The organism is Novosphingobium sp. 9U (assembly GCF_902506425.1).
GTDB lineage: Bacteria > Pseudomonadota > Alphaproteobacteria > Sphingomonadales > Sphingomonadaceae > Novosphingobium.
This window is the reverse complement of sequence record NZ_LR732539.1, coordinates 43334-64114: the sequence shown is the minus strand read 5'-3', so window position 1 is coordinate 64114 and position 20781 is coordinate 43334. Positions and strand designations below refer to the sequence as shown.

The window sequence follows — 20781 nt, the reverse complement described above, 5'->3', positions numbered from 1 at the left end:
GCCCGGCCTCGCTCAGCATGTCGGCCTGTGCTGGCGTCAGCATGCCCAGCGTCATGCAGGTCTCCATGCCCATCGAGCGCACGCCCTTCACCATCTCGATGATGGCGGGCATGTCGCGGTCCTTGGGATTGCGCCAGGCGGCCCCCATGCAGAAGCGGGTCGAGCCCTGGTCACGCGCCTGGGCCGCGCGCTGCAGCACCTGCTGCACTTCGAGCAGCTTGGTCGCCTTGACGCCGCTGTTGGCCGAGACTGACTGCGAGCAATAGCCGCAATCTTCCACGCACCCGCCGGTCTTGATCGACAGCAGCGTGGAGAGCTGCACTTCGGCGGGGTCGAAGCTCTGCCGATGCACTTCGGCGGCGCGATAGACCAGTTCGGTGAACGGCAGGTCGAACAGCGCGGCGATCTCGTCGCGGGTCCAGTCGGTGCGGGCAAGGGTCTGGGTCATACGGTACGCTTTGCGAGGTAGATGCCGAAGCACATGAGGAGAATGCCGATGCCCCGCTTGGCTTCGAGCGGCGTGCGGATCGCGCCGAACCAGCCAAAGTGATCGACCGCCGCGGCCATCATCAACTGGCCGACAAGGACGAAGAAAATTGCGTTGCCCAGGCCAATCCTCGGGGCGAAGTAGGTGACCGACAGGATGTAGAACACCATGAACACGCCGCCGCAGTAGTACTGCCACGGGATGCCCTGGAACCGCGCGGGCGAGGGTAGCCCGACAACGGCGAGCGCCGCCAGCGAGAACACGAAGGCGCCCACGAACATCAGCGTCGTCGCCGCGGCCGGGTTGTCGAGCCCGCGTCCCAGCCCCGCATTGAGCGAGGCGAGCACCGGCACGCCGATCCCCGTCAGGAACATGACGAAGGCCGCTGTCCAGAACTGGGCCTGATGGCTCACCCGCAGCCTACTCCGCTGCCTGCAGCTCGTCGCCGACGGGCGGCATGTTATGGCCGAGCAGCCGCAGCACGTCGGCAGCGCATTCCACCACGTTCGATCCCGGACCGTAGATGCCCTGCACGCCCGCGTTGCGCAGGTATTCGTAGTCCTGCGGGGGGATCACGCCGCCGGCGATTACCTTGATGTCGTTGCGGCCCTGCTCGCGCAGGCGCTGGATCAGCTCGGGGATCAGCGTCTTGTGGCCCGCCGCCAAAGAGGAGGCGCCGACAACGTCGACCTCGTTCTCCAAAGCCAGCACGACGGTCTCTTCGGGCGTCTGGAACAGCGGGCCGGAGACGACGTCGAAGCCCATGTCGCCGAACGCGGAGGCAATCACGTTGGCGCCGCGGTCGTGGCCGTCCTGGCCCATCTTGGCGACGAGCAGCTTGGGCTTGCGGCCCAGACGACGCTCGACCGCCTGCACGCCGTCGAGCACTTGCTGCCAGCGGGTGTCGCCTTCGTAAGGTGCGGAGTAGACGCCCTTCACCGGGGTCGGTTGGGTGCCGTAGCGGGCGAAGCTCTCTTCCATCGCCGAGCTGATCTCGCCCAGCGTCGCACGAGCGCGGGCGCACTCGACGGCGAGGGCGAGGAGGTTGTTCTCGATGCTGGACGGCGCCGCCGCACCATCGCGCAGAGCCTTGAGTGCGGCCTGGCACTTCGCCTCGTCGCGCTCCGCCTTCATCTTGTTGATGCGGGCGATCTGCGACTCGCGCACCTTGGCGTTGTCGACTTCCAACGTCTCGAGCAGGTCCTCGCTGGCGAGGCGGTACTTGTTGACGCCGACGATCACGTCGTCACCACGGTCCACGCGAGCCTGGCGCGCCGCGGCGGCCGTCTCGATCATCGCCTTGGGCCAGCCCGCGGCGACCGCCTTGGCCATGCCGCCTTCGGCCTGCACGCGCTCGATGATCTCCCAGGCCTGATCGACCAGTTCCTGCGTCAGCGCCTCGATGTAGTACGAGCCGCCCAGGGGATCGACTACCTTGGTCATCCCGGTTTCTTCCTGGATGATGATCTGGGTGTTGCGGGCGATGCGCGCCGAGAAGTCGGTCGGCAGCGCGATCGCCTCGTCCAGCGCGTTGGTGTGCAGCGACTGGGTGCCCCCCAGCATCGAGGCCATCGCCTCGATCGTGGTGCGGATCACGTTGTTGTAGGGGTCCTGCTCCTGCAAGCTGACGCCCGAGGTCTGGCAGTGCGTGCGCAGCATCTTGGAACGCTCGTCCTTGGCGCCCAGCTGCGTCATGACCCGGTGCCACAAGACGCGCGCGGCGCGCAGCTTGGCAACTTCCATGAAGAAGTTCATGCCGATGGCGAAGAAGAAGCTGAGGCGCCCAGCGAACTTATCGATGTCGAGGCCCGAGGCGACGCCGTACTTCACGTATTCGGCGCCGTCGGCGATGGTGAAGGCCAGCTCCTGCACCTGCGTCGCGCCGGCTTCCTGCATGTGGTAGCCGGAAATGGAGATCGAGTTGAACTTCGGCATCTCGCGGCTGGTGTAGCCGAAGATGTCCGAGATGATCCGCATGCTCGGCTCGGGCGGGTAGATGTAGGTGTTGCGGACCATGAACTCCTTGAGGATGTCGTTCTGGATGGTCCCGTCGAGCAATTTGCGGTCGACGCCCTGCTCCTCGCCCGCGACGATGAAGAACGCGAGGATCGGGATCACCGCGCCGTTCATGGTCATGGAGACCGACATCTGATCGAGCGGGATACCGTCGAACAGGATCTTCATGTCCTCGACGCTGTCGATCGCGACACCCGCCTTGCCGACGTCACCCACCACGCGCGGGTGGTCGGAATCGTAGCCGCGGTGCGTCGCGAGATCGAACGCGACCGAGAGGCCTTTCTGACCCGCCGCGAGGTTGCGGCGATAGAACGCGTTCGATTCCTCGGCGGTCGAAAAGCCGGCGTACTGGCGGATCGTCCAGGGGCGGCCGGCATACATCGAGGCGCGGACGCCGCGGGTGAATGGCGCAAAGCCCGGCAGGCCTGGATCGACCTTCACGTCCTCGGCAGTGTAGAGCGGCTTGACGGCGATGCCTTCCGGCGTCTGCCAGGTCAGGTCCTTGCCCTTGACCTCCTTGTCGGCGGCGGCGCGCCACTTCTCAAGGTTCGGATTGGACGACGGCTCCGGGAGCTTGCGCGCGTCCGGGGCGGCACCGCTGTCCTCGCCCAGGTTCTGCTCGATCTTGGGAGTGTCGCTCATCATCCTACCTCATGCCATCCTCGGCCGTGCGGCCCGAAGAGTGTACCTCAGTGCGCCCCTTGGGGCGTTTCCATGATCTCGGTCAGCTGGCCGCCCATGTCCTTGGGGTGAACAAAGAAGATCATGGTGCCGTGGGCGCCGATGCGCGGTTCGCCGAGCACGCGCTTGCCCAGCTTCTCGAACCAGGCTTTCGCTTCCTGGATGTCGGGCACTTCGTAGCAGATGTGGTGCTGGCCCCCGAGAGGGTTCTTCTCCAGCCACTTGCCCACGGCGCTGTCCGCTACAGTGGGCTGAAGCAGTTCGATCTGCGTGCCCGCAGTGCCGCCCTCGCCCGGCGTGTTGACGAAGCACACGCGAACCTGCTGGCTCTCCAGCACGAACGGCTCGGTGATGTCAGTCGCGCCCATGACATCACGATAGTGCGCGATCGCGGCGTCGAGATCGGGCGTGGCGACGCCGATGTGGTTGAGACGGCCCAGTTGCATTTTGGGCTTCACGCCGCCTGCTCCAGCTCAGCCGCTGCGACGTTCTCGATCACCAGTGCGATGCCCTGGCCACCGCCGATGCACATCGTGATGAGGCCATAGCGGCCGCCGATGCGCTTCAGCTCGTACATGCACTTGATCGTCAGCATGGTGCCGGTGGCGCCCACGGGATGGCCGATCGAGACACCCGAGCCGTTCGGATTGACCTTTTCGGGATCGAAGCCAAGCACCTTCGACACGGCGCAGGCCTGTGCCGCGAAGGCTTCGTTGCTCTCGATCACGTCCATTTGCTCAAGCGTCAGCCCTGCGCGCTGCAGCGCGATCGGTACCGCCTTGATGGGCCCCTCGCCCATGTACTCGGGCTCCACGCCGGCGTGGCCCCAGGCGACGATCTTGGCCAGCGGCGCCAGTCCGCGCTTCTCGACTTCGCTGGCAGTCGCCAGCACGACGGCAGCGGCGCCGTCGTTGATGCCGGAGGCATTGCCGGCGGTGACCGTGCCGTCCTTCTTGAAGGCCGCGCGCATGCCGCCCAGCACCTCGAGCGTCGTTTCGGCCTTCACATGCTCATCGGTGTCGAAGACTGTCGTGCCTTTGCGCGTCTTGATCTCGACCGGGAGGATCTGCTCCTTGAAGCGGCCCTCGGCGATAGCCTTGGCGGCGCGCTGGTGGCTGGTGACGGAAGCCGCATCCATGTCGCTGCGCGTCACCTGGTGGCGCTCTGCCACGTTTTCGGCGGTGATGCCCATGTGGTAGCCGCCGATCGCGTCGGACAGGCCGACCGTCAGCGCGTCTTCCTGCGTGTTCGCGCCCATCTTCCTGCCCCAGCGCACGCCGTGGTCATGGTAGGGCACGTTGGACATCGATTCCGCACCGCCCGCGACCGTCACGGACGCTTCGCCGGTCATCATCAGCCGCGCGGCCGAGACGATCGCCTCCACGCCCGACCCGCACAAGCGGTTCAAAGTCAGCGCCGGCACTTCGGAGGGAATGCCCGAGTTCAGCGCCATGACGCGGCTGAGCATCTCGTCCTTGGCGCTGGTCGGCATGACCTGGCCGACGACGACGTGCTGCACGGCCTCAGGCTCGACACTGGCGCGCCTCAGAGCCTCGGTGACGACCATGGTGCCGAGGTCAGCCGGCATGAACGACTTGAGAGCGCCGCCGAAGTCCCCGACGGGGGTGCGAACGCCACTGACGATGTAGATGTCTTCCATACGAGCTTCTTCCGTTCCTCTGTGCTCGACCTCGCGCCCAACAGGGCCGCGACAGCCACGCTTGTTAGAGTGGGATGTTGTCGTGCTTCTTCCAGGGATTTTCGAGTGACTTATTGCGTAGCTTGCGCAAGCCCAAAGCGATGCGGCGACGCGTCGAGTGGGGGTAAATCACCTCGTCGATATAGCCACGGCTCGCCGCCACAAACGGGTTGGCGAAGCGATCTTCGTATTCCTTGGTGCGCGCCGCGATCCCTTCGGCATCCTGGCCGCGGAAGATGATCTCCACCGCGCCCTTGGCACCCATCACCGCGATCTCGGCGGTGGGCCACGCGTAGTTCAAGTCACCGCGCAAGTGCTTGGAACTCATGACGTCGTACGCGCCGCCGTATGCCTTGCGGGTGATCACGGTAATCTTGGGCACGGTCGCCTCGGCATAGGCGAACAGCAGCTTGGCGCCGTGCTTGATGATGCCGTTGTGCTCCTGGTCGGTGCCGGGAAGGAAGCCGGGCACGTCGACGAAGGTGATGATCGGGATGTTGAATGCGTCGCAGAAGCGCACGAAACGTGCCGCCTTGCGCGAGCTGTCGATGTCGAGCACGCCGGCCAGCTTCATCGGCTGATTGGCGACCACGCCTACGGTCTTGCCCTCGACCCGACCGAAGCCGATCAGGATGTTACCGGCGAACGTCGGCTGAAGCTCGAAGAACTCGCCTTCGTCCAGGGTCTTACGGATGACCTCGTGCATGTCGTAGGGCTGATTGGCCGACGGCGGCACGATGGTGTCGAGGCTGTCTTCCTGGCGATCCCACGGATCGGCGCAAGGGCGCTCGGGCACCTCCTCACGGTTGGACGAGGGCAGGAAATCGAAGAAGTCGCGCGCAGCAAGCAACGCCTCGATATCGTTCTCGAGCGCGAGGTCGGAGACCGAGGTCTTGCTGGAGTGCGTCACTGCGCCGCCCAGTTCTTCCTGCGTCACGACCTCGTTGGTGACGGTCTTCACCACGTCTGGGCCGGTGACGAACATGTACGAACTGTCCTTCACCATGAAGATGAAGTCGGTCATCGCTGGCGAATACACCGCGCCGCCTGCGCAAGGGCCCATGATCAGCGAAAGCTGCGGCACCACGCCCGATGCCAGCACGTTGCGCTGGAAGATCTCGGCATAGCCACCCAATGAGGCCACGCCTTCCTGGATGCGCGCGCCGCCGGAATCGTTCAGCCCGATCACCGGCGCACCGACCTTCAGCGCGGTGTCCATGACCTTGCAGATCTTCATTGCGTGCCGCTCGGACACGGCGCCGCCGAAGACGGTGAAGTCCTGGCTGAACACATAGACAAGGCGGCCGTTGATTGTGCCCGAGCCGGTGACGACGCCGTCACCCGGGATCTTGGGCTGCTCATGCATGCCGAAGTCGACGCAGTTGTGTTCTACGTAGGTGTCGATCTCTTCGAAGCTGCCCTCGTCGAGGAGCACGTCGAGCCGTTCACGCGCCGTCAGCTTGCCCTTGGCGTGCTGCGCGTCGATGCGGCGTTGACCGCCACCCAGGCGTGCAGCGGCCCGGCGCTTCTCCATTTCGGCGATGTTGGCTGACATAGCGCTCCCCTTGACCCCGCGTGAACTGGTGGCACTCGCTAAAGAGGCAAGCAAGCGGGAGGTCAACTGTTTTAAGCGCGCGGTTAACAGCTCTCGCTGCAGCGCGGCATGCGATATCGCCAGGGTGAAGGACAGCACCCTATCGGACGCGATTCGGCACCGCTTCCGGATGTGCTGAAGCTACGCTGCTCTAGCTGCTCAAGCCGGTAAGTCCTGGAGTGCCGAAAGCGGTCCCGGGTCGAACCCGGGACAACGGCGCCAGCCGACGCCTCTTACTTCAGCAGCACCAATTCCTCGGCCATGGTGGGGTGGATCGCGACGGTCGCATCGAAATCCGCTTTGGTCAGCCCCGCCTTCACTGCGATCGCCGCCGCCTGCATGATCTCGGGCGATTCCGGACCGATCATGTGGATGCCGACGATCTTGCCGGTGTGGCCGTCGCAAATCATCTTGTAGAGCGAGCGCTCGTTGCGCTGCGCCAACACGTTCTTCATCGGCCGGAAGTCGCTCTCGTAGACCTTGACCGAGCCGAGCTGCTGCTTGGCCTGCGCCTCGGTCAATCCAACGCCCGCCAGCGGTGGATGGCTGAACACCGCGCTGGGTATGCACGCGTAATCAACCGTATGCGGGTTGTCGCCGAACACGGTATCGGCGAACGCCTGCCCCTCACGGATCGCTACGGGCGTCAGCTGCACGCGGTTGGTCACGTCGCCGATGGCGTAGATGTGATCGACCGAACTCTTCGAGTACTCGTCCACCACGATCGCGTTCTTGTCGTCGAGCTTCACGCCAACCTCTTCCAGGCCAAGCCCTTCGATGTTCGGCACGCGACCGGTGGCGAACAGCACCAGGTCCACATCTATCGGCTCATGGTTGGTCATCGAGACGCGCAAGGCACCTTCATCGGTCTTCTCGATACCTTGGAAGTCGGCGTGAAAGCGGAAATCGATGCCCTTCATGATCGAGATCTGCAGCAGCCGATCCCGCAGCGACTCATCATATCCGCGCAGCAGCTGGTCGGTGCGGTTCACCAAGGTGACCTTCGCCCCGAACTGGTGGAAGATACCGGCGAACTCGTTGGCGATATATCCGGCCCCGGCGATCAGCACCCGGCGCGGAATGGCGTCGAGATGGAACGCCTCGTTCGAGGTGATGCCTAGCTCATGGCCGGGGCAGGATGGCACGTGCGGACGAGCTCCGGTCGCGACCAGGATCTTGGCCGCCGTCTTTTTCTCGCCATTCGCCAGCGTGATCTCGTTGGGTCCGGAGATCGTAGCCCGCTGGTGGATCACTTCAACGCCGGCGTTCTCGAGCGTCTGCGTGTAGATGCCGTTTAATCGGTCGACGTCGTTCAGCACGCTGTCGCGCAGCTTCACCCAGTCGAAAGTGCAGCTCGGGATATCCCACCCGAAGTGCTTGGCGTCTTCTAGGTCCTCGGCGAAGTGCGCACCATAGACGAGCATCTTCTTGGGCACGCAGCCGCGGATCACGCAAGTGCCGCCGACCCGATGCTCCTCCGCCACTGCGACGCGCGCTCCGTAGGCCGAGGCCACGCGCGATGCGCGCACTCCGCCCGAACCTGCGCCGATGGTGAAGAGGTCGTAGTCGAATTCGGGCATTTGCGCACTCCAGCTGATTGCCTGCGCATATGCGGTGGCGAGGCCAGGATTGCCAGACGTCCTGAGGCACTTGGCCCTTGCAGGACTCTCAATCCATTCAGCGCGACCCGGTTGCGATCAGGCGCAAATAGATTGTCTATTGATTAACTAGAGTATACACCTCTGCGTACATGGACGACGACACGCATCGAGTTCGGTCATCCTTCGGAGAGCAAGCATGTCCCCCCGCCCACGTCCGCAGCCAGCATCGCAGAACCCTGCGATCCTCCTTGTGCCGGGACTGTTCGGCAGCGGGCCCGAGCACTGGCAGACCCTTTGGGAGCAGCAGCACCCCGATTGCAGCAAGGTCGAGCTGGGCCGCTGGGACGAGCCGCATCGCAATACCTGGATCAACAATCTCAATCTGGCGATCCGCCAAGCCCGCCGCCCGGTCGTGCTCGTAGCGCACAGTCTTGGCTGCCTCGCCGTTGCATGGTGGGCGCGCTACGCTCAGCGGGACGAGGAGCAGCCGGTGATCGGCGCGCTGATGGTGGCACCGCCGGAAGTGGACTTCTTCCCGTTGGACGAGCGTGTCGCCCGCTTCGCGCCGACGCCGACCGAGGCACTGCCCTTCCCCAGCCGCCTGATCGCCAGTCGCAACGATCCCTGGATGGGCCACCACACCGCGCAGGCGTTGGCTCGGCGCTGGGGCAGCCTGTTCGTCGATGCTGGAGCGTGCGGGCACATCAACGCCGAGTCCGACCTGGGCGATTGGAGCTTCGGCCGCGAGCAACTCGCAGCGTTGCTGCGCGAGGACCTGCCAGGCGCGGGCCAGCTGGAGTTCGGGCGAGCAGGCGAGACGGAGGCGGGACTGTCCCGAGGCACACGCACGCCGGAGCGGCGTGGCTTGGGACATTCGTTGCAGCGCTGATCCCCTGCCTTGACCGGCGCTTACTTCAGCGTCAGCCTCCACGAGGCGAGCGCGCGCCAGTCCCCGCCGCTGGCGTTGGTGGCTGCGGCCAAGCGGAACGCGGAGGCAGCGCCGCCCCGCTCATAGCCCACGCTCATGACCGGATCGATCCGCCCGGTCAGCCCAACCCTCTGGCGAGAGTAGACCAGCGATCGCGATGTCAGGTCATAGCCAATCGCGTAGGTCAGCTCACCCGATCCCGCGAACGCCACCAGCGGCAAGGCCAGTCCCATCCGCACGCGGCCACCGAACGCCGCATGGCTCGCCGACAAACCGGCACGCTGCGACAGGATCGGCCTGGCCGAAGTCAACAGCGTGTCGCCGCCGATCTTGAGGCGCGTCGCACCCACCGAAGCATAGGTATCGAGCGACCACTCGCCCGCGTGCCACTGCCGCGAAAGCTCCAGGAACGCAGTCCGCGCGCCGTTGCCGAAGCGCAGGGCACCCGCACCGACCGGTGTGCCGAACAGAGTGTCGTGCTCGGTCAGATAGCCCATCTTGACCCGCAGCGGCTTGCCGCTCCAGCCCAGCATCAGACCGCTCGCGGAGCCATAATCGCCATCGCTCGACAGCGCTGAGACGGACAGCTGCCCACCCGCCACGCTACGCGCCACTCCGACGGACAGGTTCGCACCGGGCGCATAGGCCAGCGTCACGTCGGAGGCCGGAGCCAGGCCCATGGCCTCGTCCTGGATGGCGTCCTGACCGGCGTAGGTGGCCATCACGCGCGTGGAACCCAGCGCCAGAGCGAACTCACCCGAGGTCATCCGGCCACGTTGCACTTGTGCGTTCGCGCCATCGCCGAGTGTTTCGTAGCCGAACCGAGCCGTGAAGCCCGGCGCCGCGAAGGACGAGCTGCCCGCACCAGCACCTGCCGCGACCTGCCGCGCGAAGCTGCCCTCGCGGCGTTCAGGATGCGCGACGAGGCCGGCCAGGCTGCCGCTGAAGTCACGGCCAAAGCCATCGAGCAGAGTCACCTTGCCTAGCATCGACTTGACTGCCGTGGTCGTGGCCGCGCCGCCCCCCAGGGCATCGGGGATGACCATCGATGCACCCTGAAGCGAGGTCTGCGTCACACCGTTCGACAGCGTCGGCGACACCGGAGAGAGCGCTGCCTCGACGTCGATCAGGCCTGCGCCATAGACCGGGTCGATACCCGCAGCGCCCAGATCGTGCGCGGTGTTCAGGATCACCTGTCCCGCTTCCACGCCCGAGAGCTGCGGCCACTTGCTGAGGATCAGCGCAGCAAGGCCGCTGACTTGCCCCGCGGCCGAGCTCGTCCCGCTGAACAGCACCAACTCGCCCCTCACGTCCATGGTCGCGTTCGAACCCATCGCCGAAACGCAGCGCGCCATCGCGATGGAGCCGCACTGGTTGGAATAGTCCGCCAGCGTCACGCCGGTTTCGGTCACGTCCAGTGCGGTGACGAACAGCCACCCGTTGCGGTTCGCATCGTTGAGGTCGAGGTAGCCCTTGGCGTTCGCCTCACTCTCGTTCCCGGCCGAGTTCACGAACAATCCGCCGGACGCTGCATAGCGAGTGACCATGTTCGACCAGACCGGGCTGGCCTGGCTGGCATCGACCTTGGCGAGCGACGCGTTGACCACCTTGATGCCGTTCGCCGCCGCATAGTTGAGCGCGGCCGGCAGCGTGCGGCCCAGCGTCTCCTCGTTGGTGGTCGTGTTCACATCGCTGACGCGCAGCGCCACGATCTTCGCGCCCGGAGCCATGCCCTGAATGCCGCTGTCATCGTTGAGGCCGGCGATCACCCCGGCGACCATGGTGCCGTGATCGGAGTACTTGTCGCCGATCACGTTGCGGTCGGTGGTGCTGCTGCCGGTGGTGGTGGTGCCGAAATCCTTGCTTAGCGCGGACAACTGACCTGTCAGTTCCGCGTTCTGCAGCACGCCGTCGTCGACCAGGCCGACCAGCACGCCCTGCCCGGTCCAGCCGTGATCGAGCGCGTAGAGCGCGTGGACATACTCGAACGCGTCGTAGTTGCGGCGGTACTCCTCGTCGTCCTCGTCCGAGCGCACCGCCACGTCCGCCTTTGGGACCAGAGCCGCCAGGCCGCCGACAGGTGCAGGTTTCGGTGTCGGGCTTGGCGTCGGCGCAGGCGTTGGCGTGGGAGTAGGCTCTGGCTCTGGAGCAGGCGTGGGAGTTGGAGTTGGAACGGGCGTCCGATCCGGAGCGGGCGTTGGAGTTGGCGTGGGTGTCGGAGTTGGCGTGGGCGTCGGAGCCGGAGCGGGCGACGGAGTTGGCGTGGGCGTCGGAGCCGGAGCGGGCGACGGAGTTGGCGTGGGCGTCGGAGCCGGAGCGGGCGACGGAGTTGGCGTGGGCGTCGGAGCCGGAGTGAGCGTCGGAGTTGGCGTGGGCGTCGGAGTTGGCGCGGGCGTCGGCGTGGGCGCGGGCGCCGGGGTTGGCGCAGGCGTCGGTACGGGCGTCGGTGTCGGAGTGGGCGCAGGTGCTGGCGCCGGAGTCACAGTCGGAGACGGCGCCGGCGTGGCGATCGGTGCCGGTGTCGAGGCGACCGACCCTCCACCGCCGCCACCACAAGCTGACAGAGCCATGGCGCCAGCGCCACAGAGCGCAAAGCTACGAACCGAAGCGAAGTGAATCTGCATAGAACCCAATGTCTCGAAGCTGCTGAGCGACTGAACAGGGATCTATCGGTTTATGGTTGAGCCCCGCTTGGCGCCGTTCTACGCGTAGATACAGTGACTTGGTGAAGGAACGGTGCAGATCCGGCGGATCGACTCAGGCGATCCCGGCCAACTCCAGCAATGCCTCGGTCGATGGATCGAAGGTCGTGCCCCCCTTCTCGATCTGCTTGGCGATTTCCTTGCCCAGCTCGACGCCGAACTGGTCGAAGGGGTTGATCCCCATCAGCACGGCATTGGCGAACGTGCGATGCTCATGGAACGCGATCAGCGCGCCGAAGCTGGCGGGCGACACCTCGTCGAGCAGGATCGTCGCCGATGGCCGGTCGCCCGGATAGGCGCGCGCCGGATCCTCGCTCGGCTTGCCCGCCATCAGCGCCGCCCCTTGCGCGAAGCAGTTGGACAGCAGGATGCGATGGTGCGCCGGGTCCAGGTCATGGCCCGGCACGATCGCGGCGATGAAGTCCACCGGCACTAGGTTGGTCCCCTGGTGCAACAGCTGGAACACCGCATGCTGCGCATCGGTACCCACCCCGCCCCAGGTGATCGGCGCGGTCGGACCGTCGACTGGAGAGCCGTCCGCCTTCACCGACTTGCCGTTGGATTCCATCTCCAGCTGCTGCAGATAGTCGGGCAGCAGCGTCAGCCGCTCGTCGTAGGCGAACACCCCACGCGTCTGGCAGCCCCGCAGACGAGTGTAGTACTGATCGGCGAAAGCCGCGCGAAGCGGCAGGTTGGCGGCGCCATCGGTGTCGCGGAAGTGGCGGTCGACCATTGCGGCGCCTTCCAACATCTCGGCGAAGTCGGGCCAGCCCAAGGCCATGGCGACGGGGAACCCGATCGACGACCACAGCGAATAGCGCCCGCCAACGCTCTCGGAGAACGGCAGAATGCGGGTCTCGTCCACGCCCCACTCCACGGCCTTTTCCGGCGAAGCCGTCAGCGCGACGACCCTGCCGTAGGGATCGATGACGCCATTCTCCTGCAGCCACTCGATCGCGCTGGCGGCATTGACCATGGTCTCAGTGGTGGTGAACGTCTTGGACGCGATCGCCAGCATAGTCGTCGCCGGATCGCAGCCATCGAATGCCGCTTCGAGAGCATTGCCGTCGATGTTGGAGACGACATGCACGTCGACCAGCGCCCCATCGCGCGCCAGAGCCGAAACGGCCAGCGCCGGGCCTAGCGCCGAACCGCCGATGCCGATGTGGATCAGGTGCCGCACCTCGCCCATCGCGCCCTGGTGGATCGCCTCGACGACGGCGGCCATGCGCGAGTGGTAGCCGCGCGCCAGCGCGACGCTCTCGTCCTTGCCGACGCCGCGTTGCGCCGTGTGCTCGGCCGCGCGTCCTTCGGTCGGGTTGACGATCTCTCCGGTGAACAGCGCCTGGCGATGCGCATCGAAATCGGCGGCCTGCGCAAGCTTCTCGAACGCGGCGATGTGCGCGTCATCCAGGTGGGTCTTGGACCAATCGAAACGGATGCCCTGTTCACCAAGGTCGAAGCGTGTCGCCAGTTTGTCGAGACGCGCGGGATCTTCGGCGAAGAGCTGTGCCAGCGTGGGCTTCGGCAGATCCGCCAACGTCTTCCACACAGAACCCGTAGCCTCGCTCATGCCATTCCCCACTCTTAGCCAGACACGCTGCCCCGCAATCGCGCCGCCTTATGCCTGTTGCACCTGCGAGGGCCAAGGTAGATCTTGTGCGAGATCGGCACCACCATGGTGCTGTTCCCCCGCGCACGCCGCTTGACGGGAGCCATGGCGAGCAACATGGACAGCTTGATGACCGACACGCACAACCTCGCCGATGATCAGCTTATTGGGCAGCCCCTCGGCGCCCAGCCTGTCGGTGCACCGGCGGCGCCTCCCAAGCAGGAGGAAAAGCAGGAGAACTTCTTCGTTTTCCTGTTCAAGTTGGTGGTGCTGGTGGTGGTGTTCCGCAGCTTCATCTTCTCGCCGTTCAACATTCCGAGCGAGTCGATGCTGCCGCGCCTGCTGAACGGCGACTACCTGCTCGCGTCCAAGTGGTCGTACGGCTACTCCAAGTATTCGCTGCCCTTCAGCCTGCCGCTGATCCCGGGCCGCATCTTCGCGAGTCAGCCGGACCGTGGCGACGTGGTCATCTTCAAGGCGCCTCCGGGCAACGACGTCGACTACATCAAGCGGGTGATCGGCCTGCCGGGCGATACCGTCCAGGTGCGCGGCGGCCAAGTGTTCCTGAACGGCAAAGCCGTGCCAAAGCAGCGGGTCGGCAACTTCATCCTGCCGCTGACGCCCAACACGCGTTGCTATGCGATCGAGTTCGAGACGCAGACGCCCGATGGCAGCATGGCGTGCTCTTACCCGCAGTTCCGCGAGACGCTGCCCGAAGGCAAGAGCTACAACGTGCTCGACCTCGGCACGCAGCCGCAGGACGATACCCAGGTGTTCAAGGTTCCCGCGGGGCACCTGTTCCTGATGGGTGACAACCGCGACAACTCGCTCGACAGCCGCTTCCCGGCAATCGAGGGCGAAGGCATCGGCATCGTCCCGCAGGCGAACCTGGTCGGCAAGGCGTCGGTGATGATGTTCTCCACCGACGGCGGCGCAGAATGGATCAAGCCCTGGACCTGGTTCACCGCCGCGCGCTGGAGCCGGATCGGCGGGACGTTCTGAGTATCCCCTCAGTGCGTCCATCCGCTTCTTCGCTCAGCACGAAAGCGGGATGGCGGGCGTGACGCTCTCACCCGAGACCATCCGATTCTTGGCCGAGCATGCGGGCGTAGCGCCTCGCGATTCCGCCCTATGGGAGGAGGCGCTGACTCACGCGAGCACCGCCGACAAGCGCAACTACGAGCGGCTGGAGTTTCTGGGCGATCGCGTGCTGGGCCTGTCGATCGCCGATTGGCTGTACGAGCGCGGGGACGGTCCGGAAGGCAAGCTGTCCCAACGTCTCAACGCGCTCGTCAGCCGCGCGACTTGCGCCACCATCGCGCGCAGCATCGAGCTTGCGCCGCACATTCGGCTGGGCAAGCAGGCGCGCGACGATGGCGGCCAGGACAGCGACAACATCCTGGGCGACGTCATGGAAGCGCTGATCGGGGCATGCTTCCTGGAGCACGGTTTCGAGGCGTCTAGGGCCATGGTGCGCCAGCTCTGGGAAGAGCCGGTGCTCGGCAAGACGGGCAGCCGTAAGCATCCCAAGTCGGCGCTGCAGGAATGGGCCGCGGGCAACCGCCGCCGCGCGCCCGAATACAAGCTGCTCGACCGCTCGGGTCCGGATCATGCAGCTCGGTTCACAGTCGCAGTATCGGTCCACGGCGTCGGCGAGGCGCAGGCGACGGCGAACAGCAAGCAGGATGCCGAAACGCAGGCTGCCGAAGAATTCATGCGCAGATTCGGGTGATGTCCTCAGCACCCACCCTTTCAACCCATCCCTCGTCACCCTGAACTCGTTTCAGGGTCCATCGTGCCGCAGACTTGGCGCTCTGGCCGTCCTGCCGCTTCGTGGTTGGTGACCGGGAGCGTTCGGTCTAAGCGGTCGGATAGACCCTGAAACAACTTCAGGCTGACGATTGTCCTTCCTCCATGTCGGGGAAGAGGAGACTGGTACATGACGGAAAAATGCGGCCTGGTCGCGGTGATCGGCGCGCCCAATGCGGGCAAGTCCACGTTGGTCAACGCGATGGTCGGGCAGAAGGTGGCGATCACTTCGGCCAAGGCGCAGACCACGCGCGCGCGCCTGTTGGGCATCGCCCTGGCTGGCGAAGTGCAGATCATCCTGGCCGACACGCCGGGCATCTTCGCTCCCAAGCGCCGGCTCGATCGGGCGATGGTATCCGCCGCCTGGGAAGGTGCGCAGGAGGCCGACGCGATCCTGCTGGTGGTCGACCCAGTCAAGCAGCGCCGGCACGAACTCGAGCCTTTGCTCGAGACGCTGAAAGACCGGCCCGAGCGCAAGCTGCTGGTGCTCAACAAGGTCGACGCGACCGCCAAGGAGCCGCTACTGGCGCTGGCGCAAGACCTGAATGGCAAGCTCGCGTTCGAGGAGGTGTTCTTCATCTCCGCGCTGACCGGCGATGGCGTGCCCGAACTCAAGGCGCACCTGGCCGGCCTCATGCCCGAAGGTCCCTGGCACTACCCTGAGGACCAGGTCTCCGACGCCAGCGAACGCCTGCTTGCCTGCGAAGTGACCCGCGAGCAGGTCTATCGCCTTCTCCACGACGAGCTGCCTTACGACACCGCCGTGCGCCCCGAGGCTTACATGCCGCGCAAGGACGGTTCGGTGGAAGTTCGCCAGCAGATCGTCGTTGCGCGGGACAGCCAGAAGGCGATCGTGCTGGGCAAGCGGGGCGCGATGATCAAGGCGATCGGCGAGGCCGCACGCAACGAACTCGCGACCATCCTGGGCCACAAGGTCCACTTGTTCCTGCACGTCAAAGTCGAGGAGAACTGGGCCGAGGCCAAGGACCTCTACGAGGAACTGGGGCTCGACTGGGTGAAGTGAGCGGACAATCGGGGTCGATTAAGCTTCGGTAGATCGCTACGGCAGCAGGCGATTTAAATAGGCAAATTCACGCCACCAGCCGCAAGTGGCTCCCGCCAGCCTTGACCGGCTTGATCGAGATTGCGCTGATCCCGGCCACCTGGGCGAGTTGATCGGCAAAATCCCCATCGAGCGCGAAGTCACGCCCTAGCCGGACTTCCTGGACCTGCTGCTCGTCGATGTGCAGCCGGGCGATCACCTCACCGCAGCCCTTGAGACCCGGGCGCAGCAACAATGCCAGCTCCTGCACCGCTTCCACCGTCTCGACATCGAGCGTCAGGCACATGCGCGCATCGGCCTTCAGCTCAGAGAGCGGCCGCGCGCCGCGCACGGTGACGCGCGGCGGCTCGTCGGGGCTGGGACTGTCGAGTTCGACGGTGAGCAGCACGCAGGTGCCCTCCTTCGCCCACTTCACGAAGCTGTCGACCAAGCTTTCTTCGAAGCAGGAGGCGCTGAACTGGCCGGACTGGTCGGAGAAATCGCCGAGGATGAAGTCCTTGCCCTTGCGGGTTTTGCGCTTCTGCACGTTCTCCACGAGCACCGCCATCGCCGCACCGGCCCGGCCAGAGGCGCCGCCGGCGACAAGGCTGGCATGCGTGCGCGCGCCGTTCGCCGAAGCAACATTGCGCCATTGCTCGACCGGGTGAGCTGCGAAGTAGAAGCCGAAGTTCTCGCGCTCCTTCGCCATCTGGTCCATCCGGTTCCAGGGCGCACACTCGACAAGGCGCAAGCCCTGCTCCTCGTGCTCGTCGCCGCCGAACAGGGCGTGCTGGCTGCTGGTCCGCTCGCGCGAGGCGCGGTCGGCTTCGGCCAACAGGGTGTCGGCATTGGCGAGCACCTTGGCGCGGTTTGGCTCCAACCCGTCGAAGGCACCCGCTGCGGCCAGGCTTTCCAGCTGGCGTCGGTTCATCGAGCCCGCAGGCGCGCGGCGGAACACGTCGTCCAGGCTGACGAACTTGCCGTTCGCTTCGCGTTCTGCGACGATCGCCTCCATCGCCTTTTCGCCCACGTTGCGGATACCCGCCAGAGCATAGCGGACGGCGTGGCTGTCGGGCGTTTCCTCGACAGTGAATTCGGCCTCGGACATGTTGATGTCGGGAGCGGCGAGTTCGACCCCGTTGCGGCGGGCGTCGTCGACGAAGATCGCGAGCTTTTCCGACTGGTGCATGTCGAAGCACATCGAGGCGGCGTAGAATTCGTGCGGGTAGTGCGCCTTCAGCCAGGCCGTGTGATACGCCAGCAGCGCGTAAGCAGCCGCGTGCGACTTGTTGAAGCCATAGCCGGCGAACTTGTCGATCAAGTCGAACAGTTCGTTCGCCTTGGCTTTTTCGATCTGAGAGTGTTCCTTGCACCCATCGACGAAGCGCTGGCGCTGCGCGTCCATCTCGGCCTGAACCTTCTTGCCCATCGCGCGGCGCAGCAAGTCGGCGTCGCCCAGCGAGTAGCCCGCCAGGATCTGCGCAGCCTGCATCACCTGCTCCTGATAGACGAAGATGCCGTAGGTCTCGCCCAGGATGCCGGCGAGCTTGTCGTGCGGGTACTCGATCGGCGCCAGGCCGTTCTTGCGCTGACCGAACAGCGGGATGTTGTCCATCGGACCTGGCCGATAGAGCGAGACGAGCGCGATGATGTCGCCGAAGTTGGTCGGCTTCACCGCCGCCAGCGTGCGGCGCATGCCTTCCGATTCCAGCTGGAACACGCCGACAGTGTCGCCGCGTTTCAGCAGCTCGTAGACGCCGGCGTCGTCCCAGGGCAGCGTCGACAAGTCGATGCGGATGCCGCGCTTCTCCAGCAGGTCGGTCGCTTTGCGCAGGACCGACAGGGTTTTGAGGCCGAGGAAGTCGAACTTGATGAGGCCCGAGTCTTCGACATACTTCATGTCGAACTGGGTCACCGGCATGTCCGAGCGCGGGTCGCGATAGAGCGGTACCAGCTTGGACAACGGACGGTCGCCGATCACCACACCGGCCGCGTGGGTCGAGGAATTGCGCGGCAGGCCTTCGAGCAGGCGCGCCAAGTCGACGAGGCGCTTCACCTCGTTGTCGTTGTCGTACTCACGACGGAAGTCGGCGGCGCCGTTCACCGCGCGGTCGAGCGTCCACGGGTCGGTCGGATGGTTGGGCACCATCTTGCACAGCGAGTCGACCCGGCCGTAGCTCATCTGCAGGATGCGCCCGCAGTCGCGCAGCACCGCGCGGGCCTTCATCTTGCCGAAGGTGATGATCTGCGCGACGTGGTCATGGCCGTACTTAGCCTGGACGTAGCGGATCACTTCGCCACGCCGCGTTTCGCAGAAGTCGATGTCGAAGTCCGGCATCGACACGCGTTCCGGGTTCAGGAAGCGCTCGAACAGCAGGCCGAGCTTGAGCGGATCGAGATCGGTGATGGTGAGCGCCCAGGCGACTACCGAGCCTGCACCCGAACCACGGCCCGGCCCGACCGGGATACCGTTGTCCTTGGCCCACTTGATGAAGTCGGCGACGATCAGGAAGTAACCGGGAAAGCCCATCTTGATGATGATTCCGGCCTCAAAATCGAGCCGGGTGGCGTACTCCAGGAACTCTTCCCCAACACCTTGCGGTTGCAGTCTAGTCTGCCATGCGTCGCGCCGCTCGGCTTCGGGCAGCGCCATCACCGCATCGAGCTCCTCCGCCGTCGTCTCGGGCCAGTAAAGCGCGAGGCGGCCGGCGAGACCCTTGCGCGAATCGTCCACCAGCATGCGCTCTTCGCCGGCCTTGTCGCCAGCCAAGCTCGGGAGGATCGGCTTGCGCTTGGGCGGCGCGAAGGCGCACCGCTGCGCGACGACCAGCGTGTTGGCGAGCGCCTCCGGCAAGTCCGCGAAGAGATCGGCCATCATCTCGGCCGGCTTGACCCAGCGCTCGTTCGAGGAACGCGGCCGGTCCGGTGCGTCGATGTGGGTCGAGTTGGCGATGCACAGCAAGGCGTCGTGCGCAGGGTGGAAGTGCTTCTCCGCGTACTGGGCAGGGTTCGTCGCCACCAGCGGCAGGTCCCGGGCATACGCGAGATCGACCAGCGCGTCTTCCGACGCGTCCTCCACCGGGTCGCCGCTGCGCGCGATCTCGATGTACAGGCGACCGGGGAACAAGCGCTGAAGAGCGTCGCACATGTGCCCTGCGGCGATATCGCGGCCATCAGCGTAGAGCCGGGCGAGCGCCCCCTCCCCTGCTCCGGTCAGACAGATCAGGCCGTCCGAATAGCCTTCGAGGTCTTCGAAGGCGACGTGGGGATCACGTTCGAGTGGACGATCGAGGTGAGCGCGGCTGACCAGGTGGCACAGATTGTTCCACCCAGCTTCGTTCTGGGCATAGAGCGCGAGCCAGTCGATCGGTGCGTCGGGCGCCGCGTCGCGAGCGACTGCCAGGAAGGTGCCGATGATCGGCTGAACGCCAGAGCTTTTGCAAGCCGGAGCGAAGGCGGACGAGCCGTACAGGCCATTGCGATCGCAGATAGCGACCGCGGGGAACTTGCGCTCCTTCGCCAGCTTGGCAATCGCCTTAGGCTCGATCGCGCCATCGAGCATGGTGAAGCTGGAGAAGATCCGAAGGGGCACGAACTGCGCGAAAGCCATCAAGTGGTTTTGGCGTCGACAGTTCGTCCGATCAAGGGCGGTCGGAGCGGAAGTGGTGGATTGCACTTGTCCTCGCCCCACCGGCGAGAGGAAGTGTCAGAGCAAGGCCTCGATGTGCCGGCTCAGCTTCTTGGGCTTGACGGTCGGTCCATAACGCCGAACGACCTTGCCAGCTCGGTCGATGAGGAACTTGGTGAAGTTCCATTTTATCCGCCGCGTTCCGAGCATGCCGGGCGCCTCGCCCTTGAGCCAGTCGAACAGCGGAGCCGCACCGGCGCCGTTCACCTCCACCTTGCTCATCAGGGGGAAGCTGAGGCCGAAGTGGATATCGCAGAACGTGGCGATTTCCGCGTCCCCGGCAGGTTCCTGGTTGCCGAATTGATTGCACGGAAATGCCAACACCTCGAACCCGCGCTCGCGATACTGCTGCCACAGACCTTCCAGGCCGGTGTATTGCGGCGTGAAGCCGCAGCGGCTGGCGGTGTTCACCACCAGCAGGACCTTGCCCGCCTTCTCTGCGAGCGAGATCTGCGTGCCGCTACCGGTTTTCACTTCGAAGTCGGCGATCGTCTTCACAGCTGCGCCTCCCCGTTGTTGCAGAAGTCAGGGGGCCTGGCCGGATGGACGCTCGTCATGAGCGGCCATATCGCACAGGCACCCTGAAGGTGCGCTTAATAATCAGAGACTTACGGCGTGAACGCAACCGCCTCTCAGTTCGGGCGAGGCGGAAAGTCCGCGCGGCGCGACAGGCTGCGGATCTCGCCGATACGCAGCTGATGATCGCCTTCCTTCTGGATCGCGTAGTCGCCCTGGTCCTCGTCGGGCAGGCTAAGCACGAACGAGATCAGCTCTGCTAGGGTGCCACGGCGGATCGTCTTCAAGCGATGGAACAGGCCGCCACCATCTTCGCACTTGTGCAGCTCGGCCGCGTCGTTCCAGCCTGCGCTGGCCGGCTGACCGGGCTCACCGTCGATGGTGGTGGGGATGTCGCTCATCACTT

The 20781-nt window shown here is 65.3% G+C and carries 17 protein-coding genes; 5 read left to right on the top strand and 12 right to left on the bottom strand.

All coding sequences use genetic code 11. The features are described 5' to 3' along the window. From GV044_RS21450 to gor, 7 genes are all read right to left on the bottom strand, one after another. The coding region (locus GV044_RS21450; protein ID WP_371741666.1) for a radical SAM protein at positions 1-448 on the bottom strand (448 nt) is incomplete at its 3' end. Continuing rightward, entirely contained in the window at positions 445-900 is a 456-nt protein-coding gene (locus GV044_RS21445; protein WP_236555167.1) for a DMT family transporter, read from the bottom strand. The genes GV044_RS21445 and GV044_RS21450, both read right to left, overlap by 4 nt. Before the next feature lie 7 nt (positions 901-907). Next, the gene (gene scpA / locus GV044_RS21440) at positions 908-3145 is read right to left on the bottom strand and encodes a methylmalonyl-CoA mutase (RefSeq protein ID WP_236555166.1); all 2238 of its coding nucleotides are present in this window, start codon (positions 3143-3145) and stop codon (positions 908-910) included. 47 nt (positions 3146-3192) lie between these two features. Continuing rightward, positions 3193-3630, bottom strand: coding sequence for a methylmalonyl-CoA epimerase (gene mce / locus GV044_RS21435; protein WP_159874501.1), 438 nt, complete (start codon positions 3628-3630; stop codon positions 3193-3195). A gap of 8 nt (positions 3631-3638) precedes the next feature. Beyond that, on the bottom strand, positions 3639-4844 hold the full coding sequence (bktB, locus tag GV044_RS21430; RefSeq protein ID WP_159874496.1) for a beta-ketothiolase BktB: 1206 nt from the start codon (positions 4842-4844) through the stop codon (positions 3639-3641). A 64-nt stretch (positions 4845-4908) separates the two neighbouring features. Beyond that, the gene (locus GV044_RS21425) at positions 4909-6438 is read right to left on the bottom strand and encodes an acyl-CoA carboxylase subunit beta (protein WP_159874495.1); all 1530 of its coding nucleotides are present in this window, start codon (positions 6436-6438) and stop codon (positions 4909-4911) included. Between the two features lie 272 nt (positions 6439-6710). Further along, a complete protein-coding gene (gene gor / locus GV044_RS21420) occupies positions 6711-8057 on the bottom strand; it encodes a glutathione-disulfide reductase (RefSeq protein ID WP_159874494.1) in 1347 nt (448 codons plus the stop codon). 217 nt (positions 8058-8274) lie between these two features. Here gor and GV044_RS21415 point away from each other — a divergent pair, with 217 nt between their 5' ends. Continuing rightward, the gene (locus tag GV044_RS21415; RefSeq protein WP_159874493.1) at positions 8275-8967 is read left to right on the top strand and encodes an alpha/beta hydrolase; all 693 of its coding nucleotides are present in this window, start codon (positions 8275-8277) and stop codon (positions 8965-8967) included. Positions 8968-8987: 20 nt separating this feature from the next. Here GV044_RS21415 and GV044_RS21410 read toward each other — a convergent pair whose 3' ends face one another. Next, positions 8988-11048, bottom strand: coding sequence for a S8 family peptidase (locus GV044_RS21410; RefSeq protein ID WP_236555165.1), 2061 nt, complete (start codon positions 11046-11048; stop codon positions 8988-8990). Between the two features lie 166 nt (positions 11049-11214). Between GV044_RS21410 and GV044_RS21980 the strand changes: the two genes are divergently transcribed. Further along, the gene (locus tag GV044_RS21980; protein ID WP_201299202.1) at positions 11215-11622 is read left to right on the top strand and encodes a hypothetical protein; all 408 of its coding nucleotides are present in this window, start codon (positions 11215-11217) and stop codon (positions 11620-11622) included. A 141-nt stretch (positions 11623-11763) separates the two neighbouring features. On the opposite strand, the gene pgi is transcribed toward GV044_RS21980, so the two are convergent. Continuing rightward, a complete protein-coding gene (gene pgi, locus GV044_RS21405; RefSeq protein ID WP_159874491.1) occupies positions 11764-13281 on the bottom strand; it encodes a glucose-6-phosphate isomerase in 1518 nt (505 codons plus the stop codon). A 168-nt stretch (positions 13282-13449) separates the two neighbouring features. Here pgi and lepB point away from each other — a divergent pair, with 168 nt between their 5' ends. The 3 genes from lepB to era all read left to right on the top strand — a co-directional run bounded on the left by lepB (position 13450) and on the right by era (position 16153). Continuing rightward, complete coding sequence (lepB, locus tag GV044_RS21400; RefSeq protein ID WP_159874490.1) at positions 13450-14322, top strand: signal peptidase I; 873 nt, start codon at positions 13450-13452, stop codon at positions 14320-14322. Positions 14323-14371: 49 nt separating this feature from the next. Beyond that, entirely contained in the window at positions 14372-15052 is a 681-nt protein-coding gene (gene rnc / locus GV044_RS21395; protein ID WP_159874489.1) for a ribonuclease III, read from the top strand. A 207-nt stretch (positions 15053-15259) separates the two neighbouring features. Then, the gene (gene era, locus GV044_RS21390; protein ID WP_159874488.1) at positions 15260-16153 is read left to right on the top strand and encodes a GTPase Era; all 894 of its coding nucleotides are present in this window, start codon (positions 15260-15262) and stop codon (positions 16151-16153) included. Between the two features lie 67 nt (positions 16154-16220). Here era and dnaE read toward each other — a convergent pair whose 3' ends face one another. The 3 genes from dnaE to GV044_RS21375 form a co-directional block, all read right to left on the bottom strand. After that, entirely contained in the window at positions 16221-19781 is a 3561-nt protein-coding gene (dnaE, locus tag GV044_RS21385; protein ID WP_159874487.1) for a DNA polymerase III subunit alpha, read from the bottom strand. A 96-nt stretch (positions 19782-19877) separates the two neighbouring features. After that, a complete protein-coding gene (locus GV044_RS21380; RefSeq protein WP_159874486.1) occupies positions 19878-20357 on the bottom strand; it encodes a glutathione peroxidase in 480 nt (159 codons plus the stop codon). Positions 20358-20491: 134 nt separating this feature from the next. Continuing rightward, positions 20492-20776 carry a hypothetical protein gene (locus GV044_RS21375; RefSeq protein WP_159874485.1) on the bottom strand — a complete coding sequence of 95 codons (285 nt, stop codon included), beginning with the start codon at positions 20774-20776 and terminating at the stop codon, positions 20492-20494. Between the last annotated feature and the right edge of the window lie 5 nt (positions 20777-20781).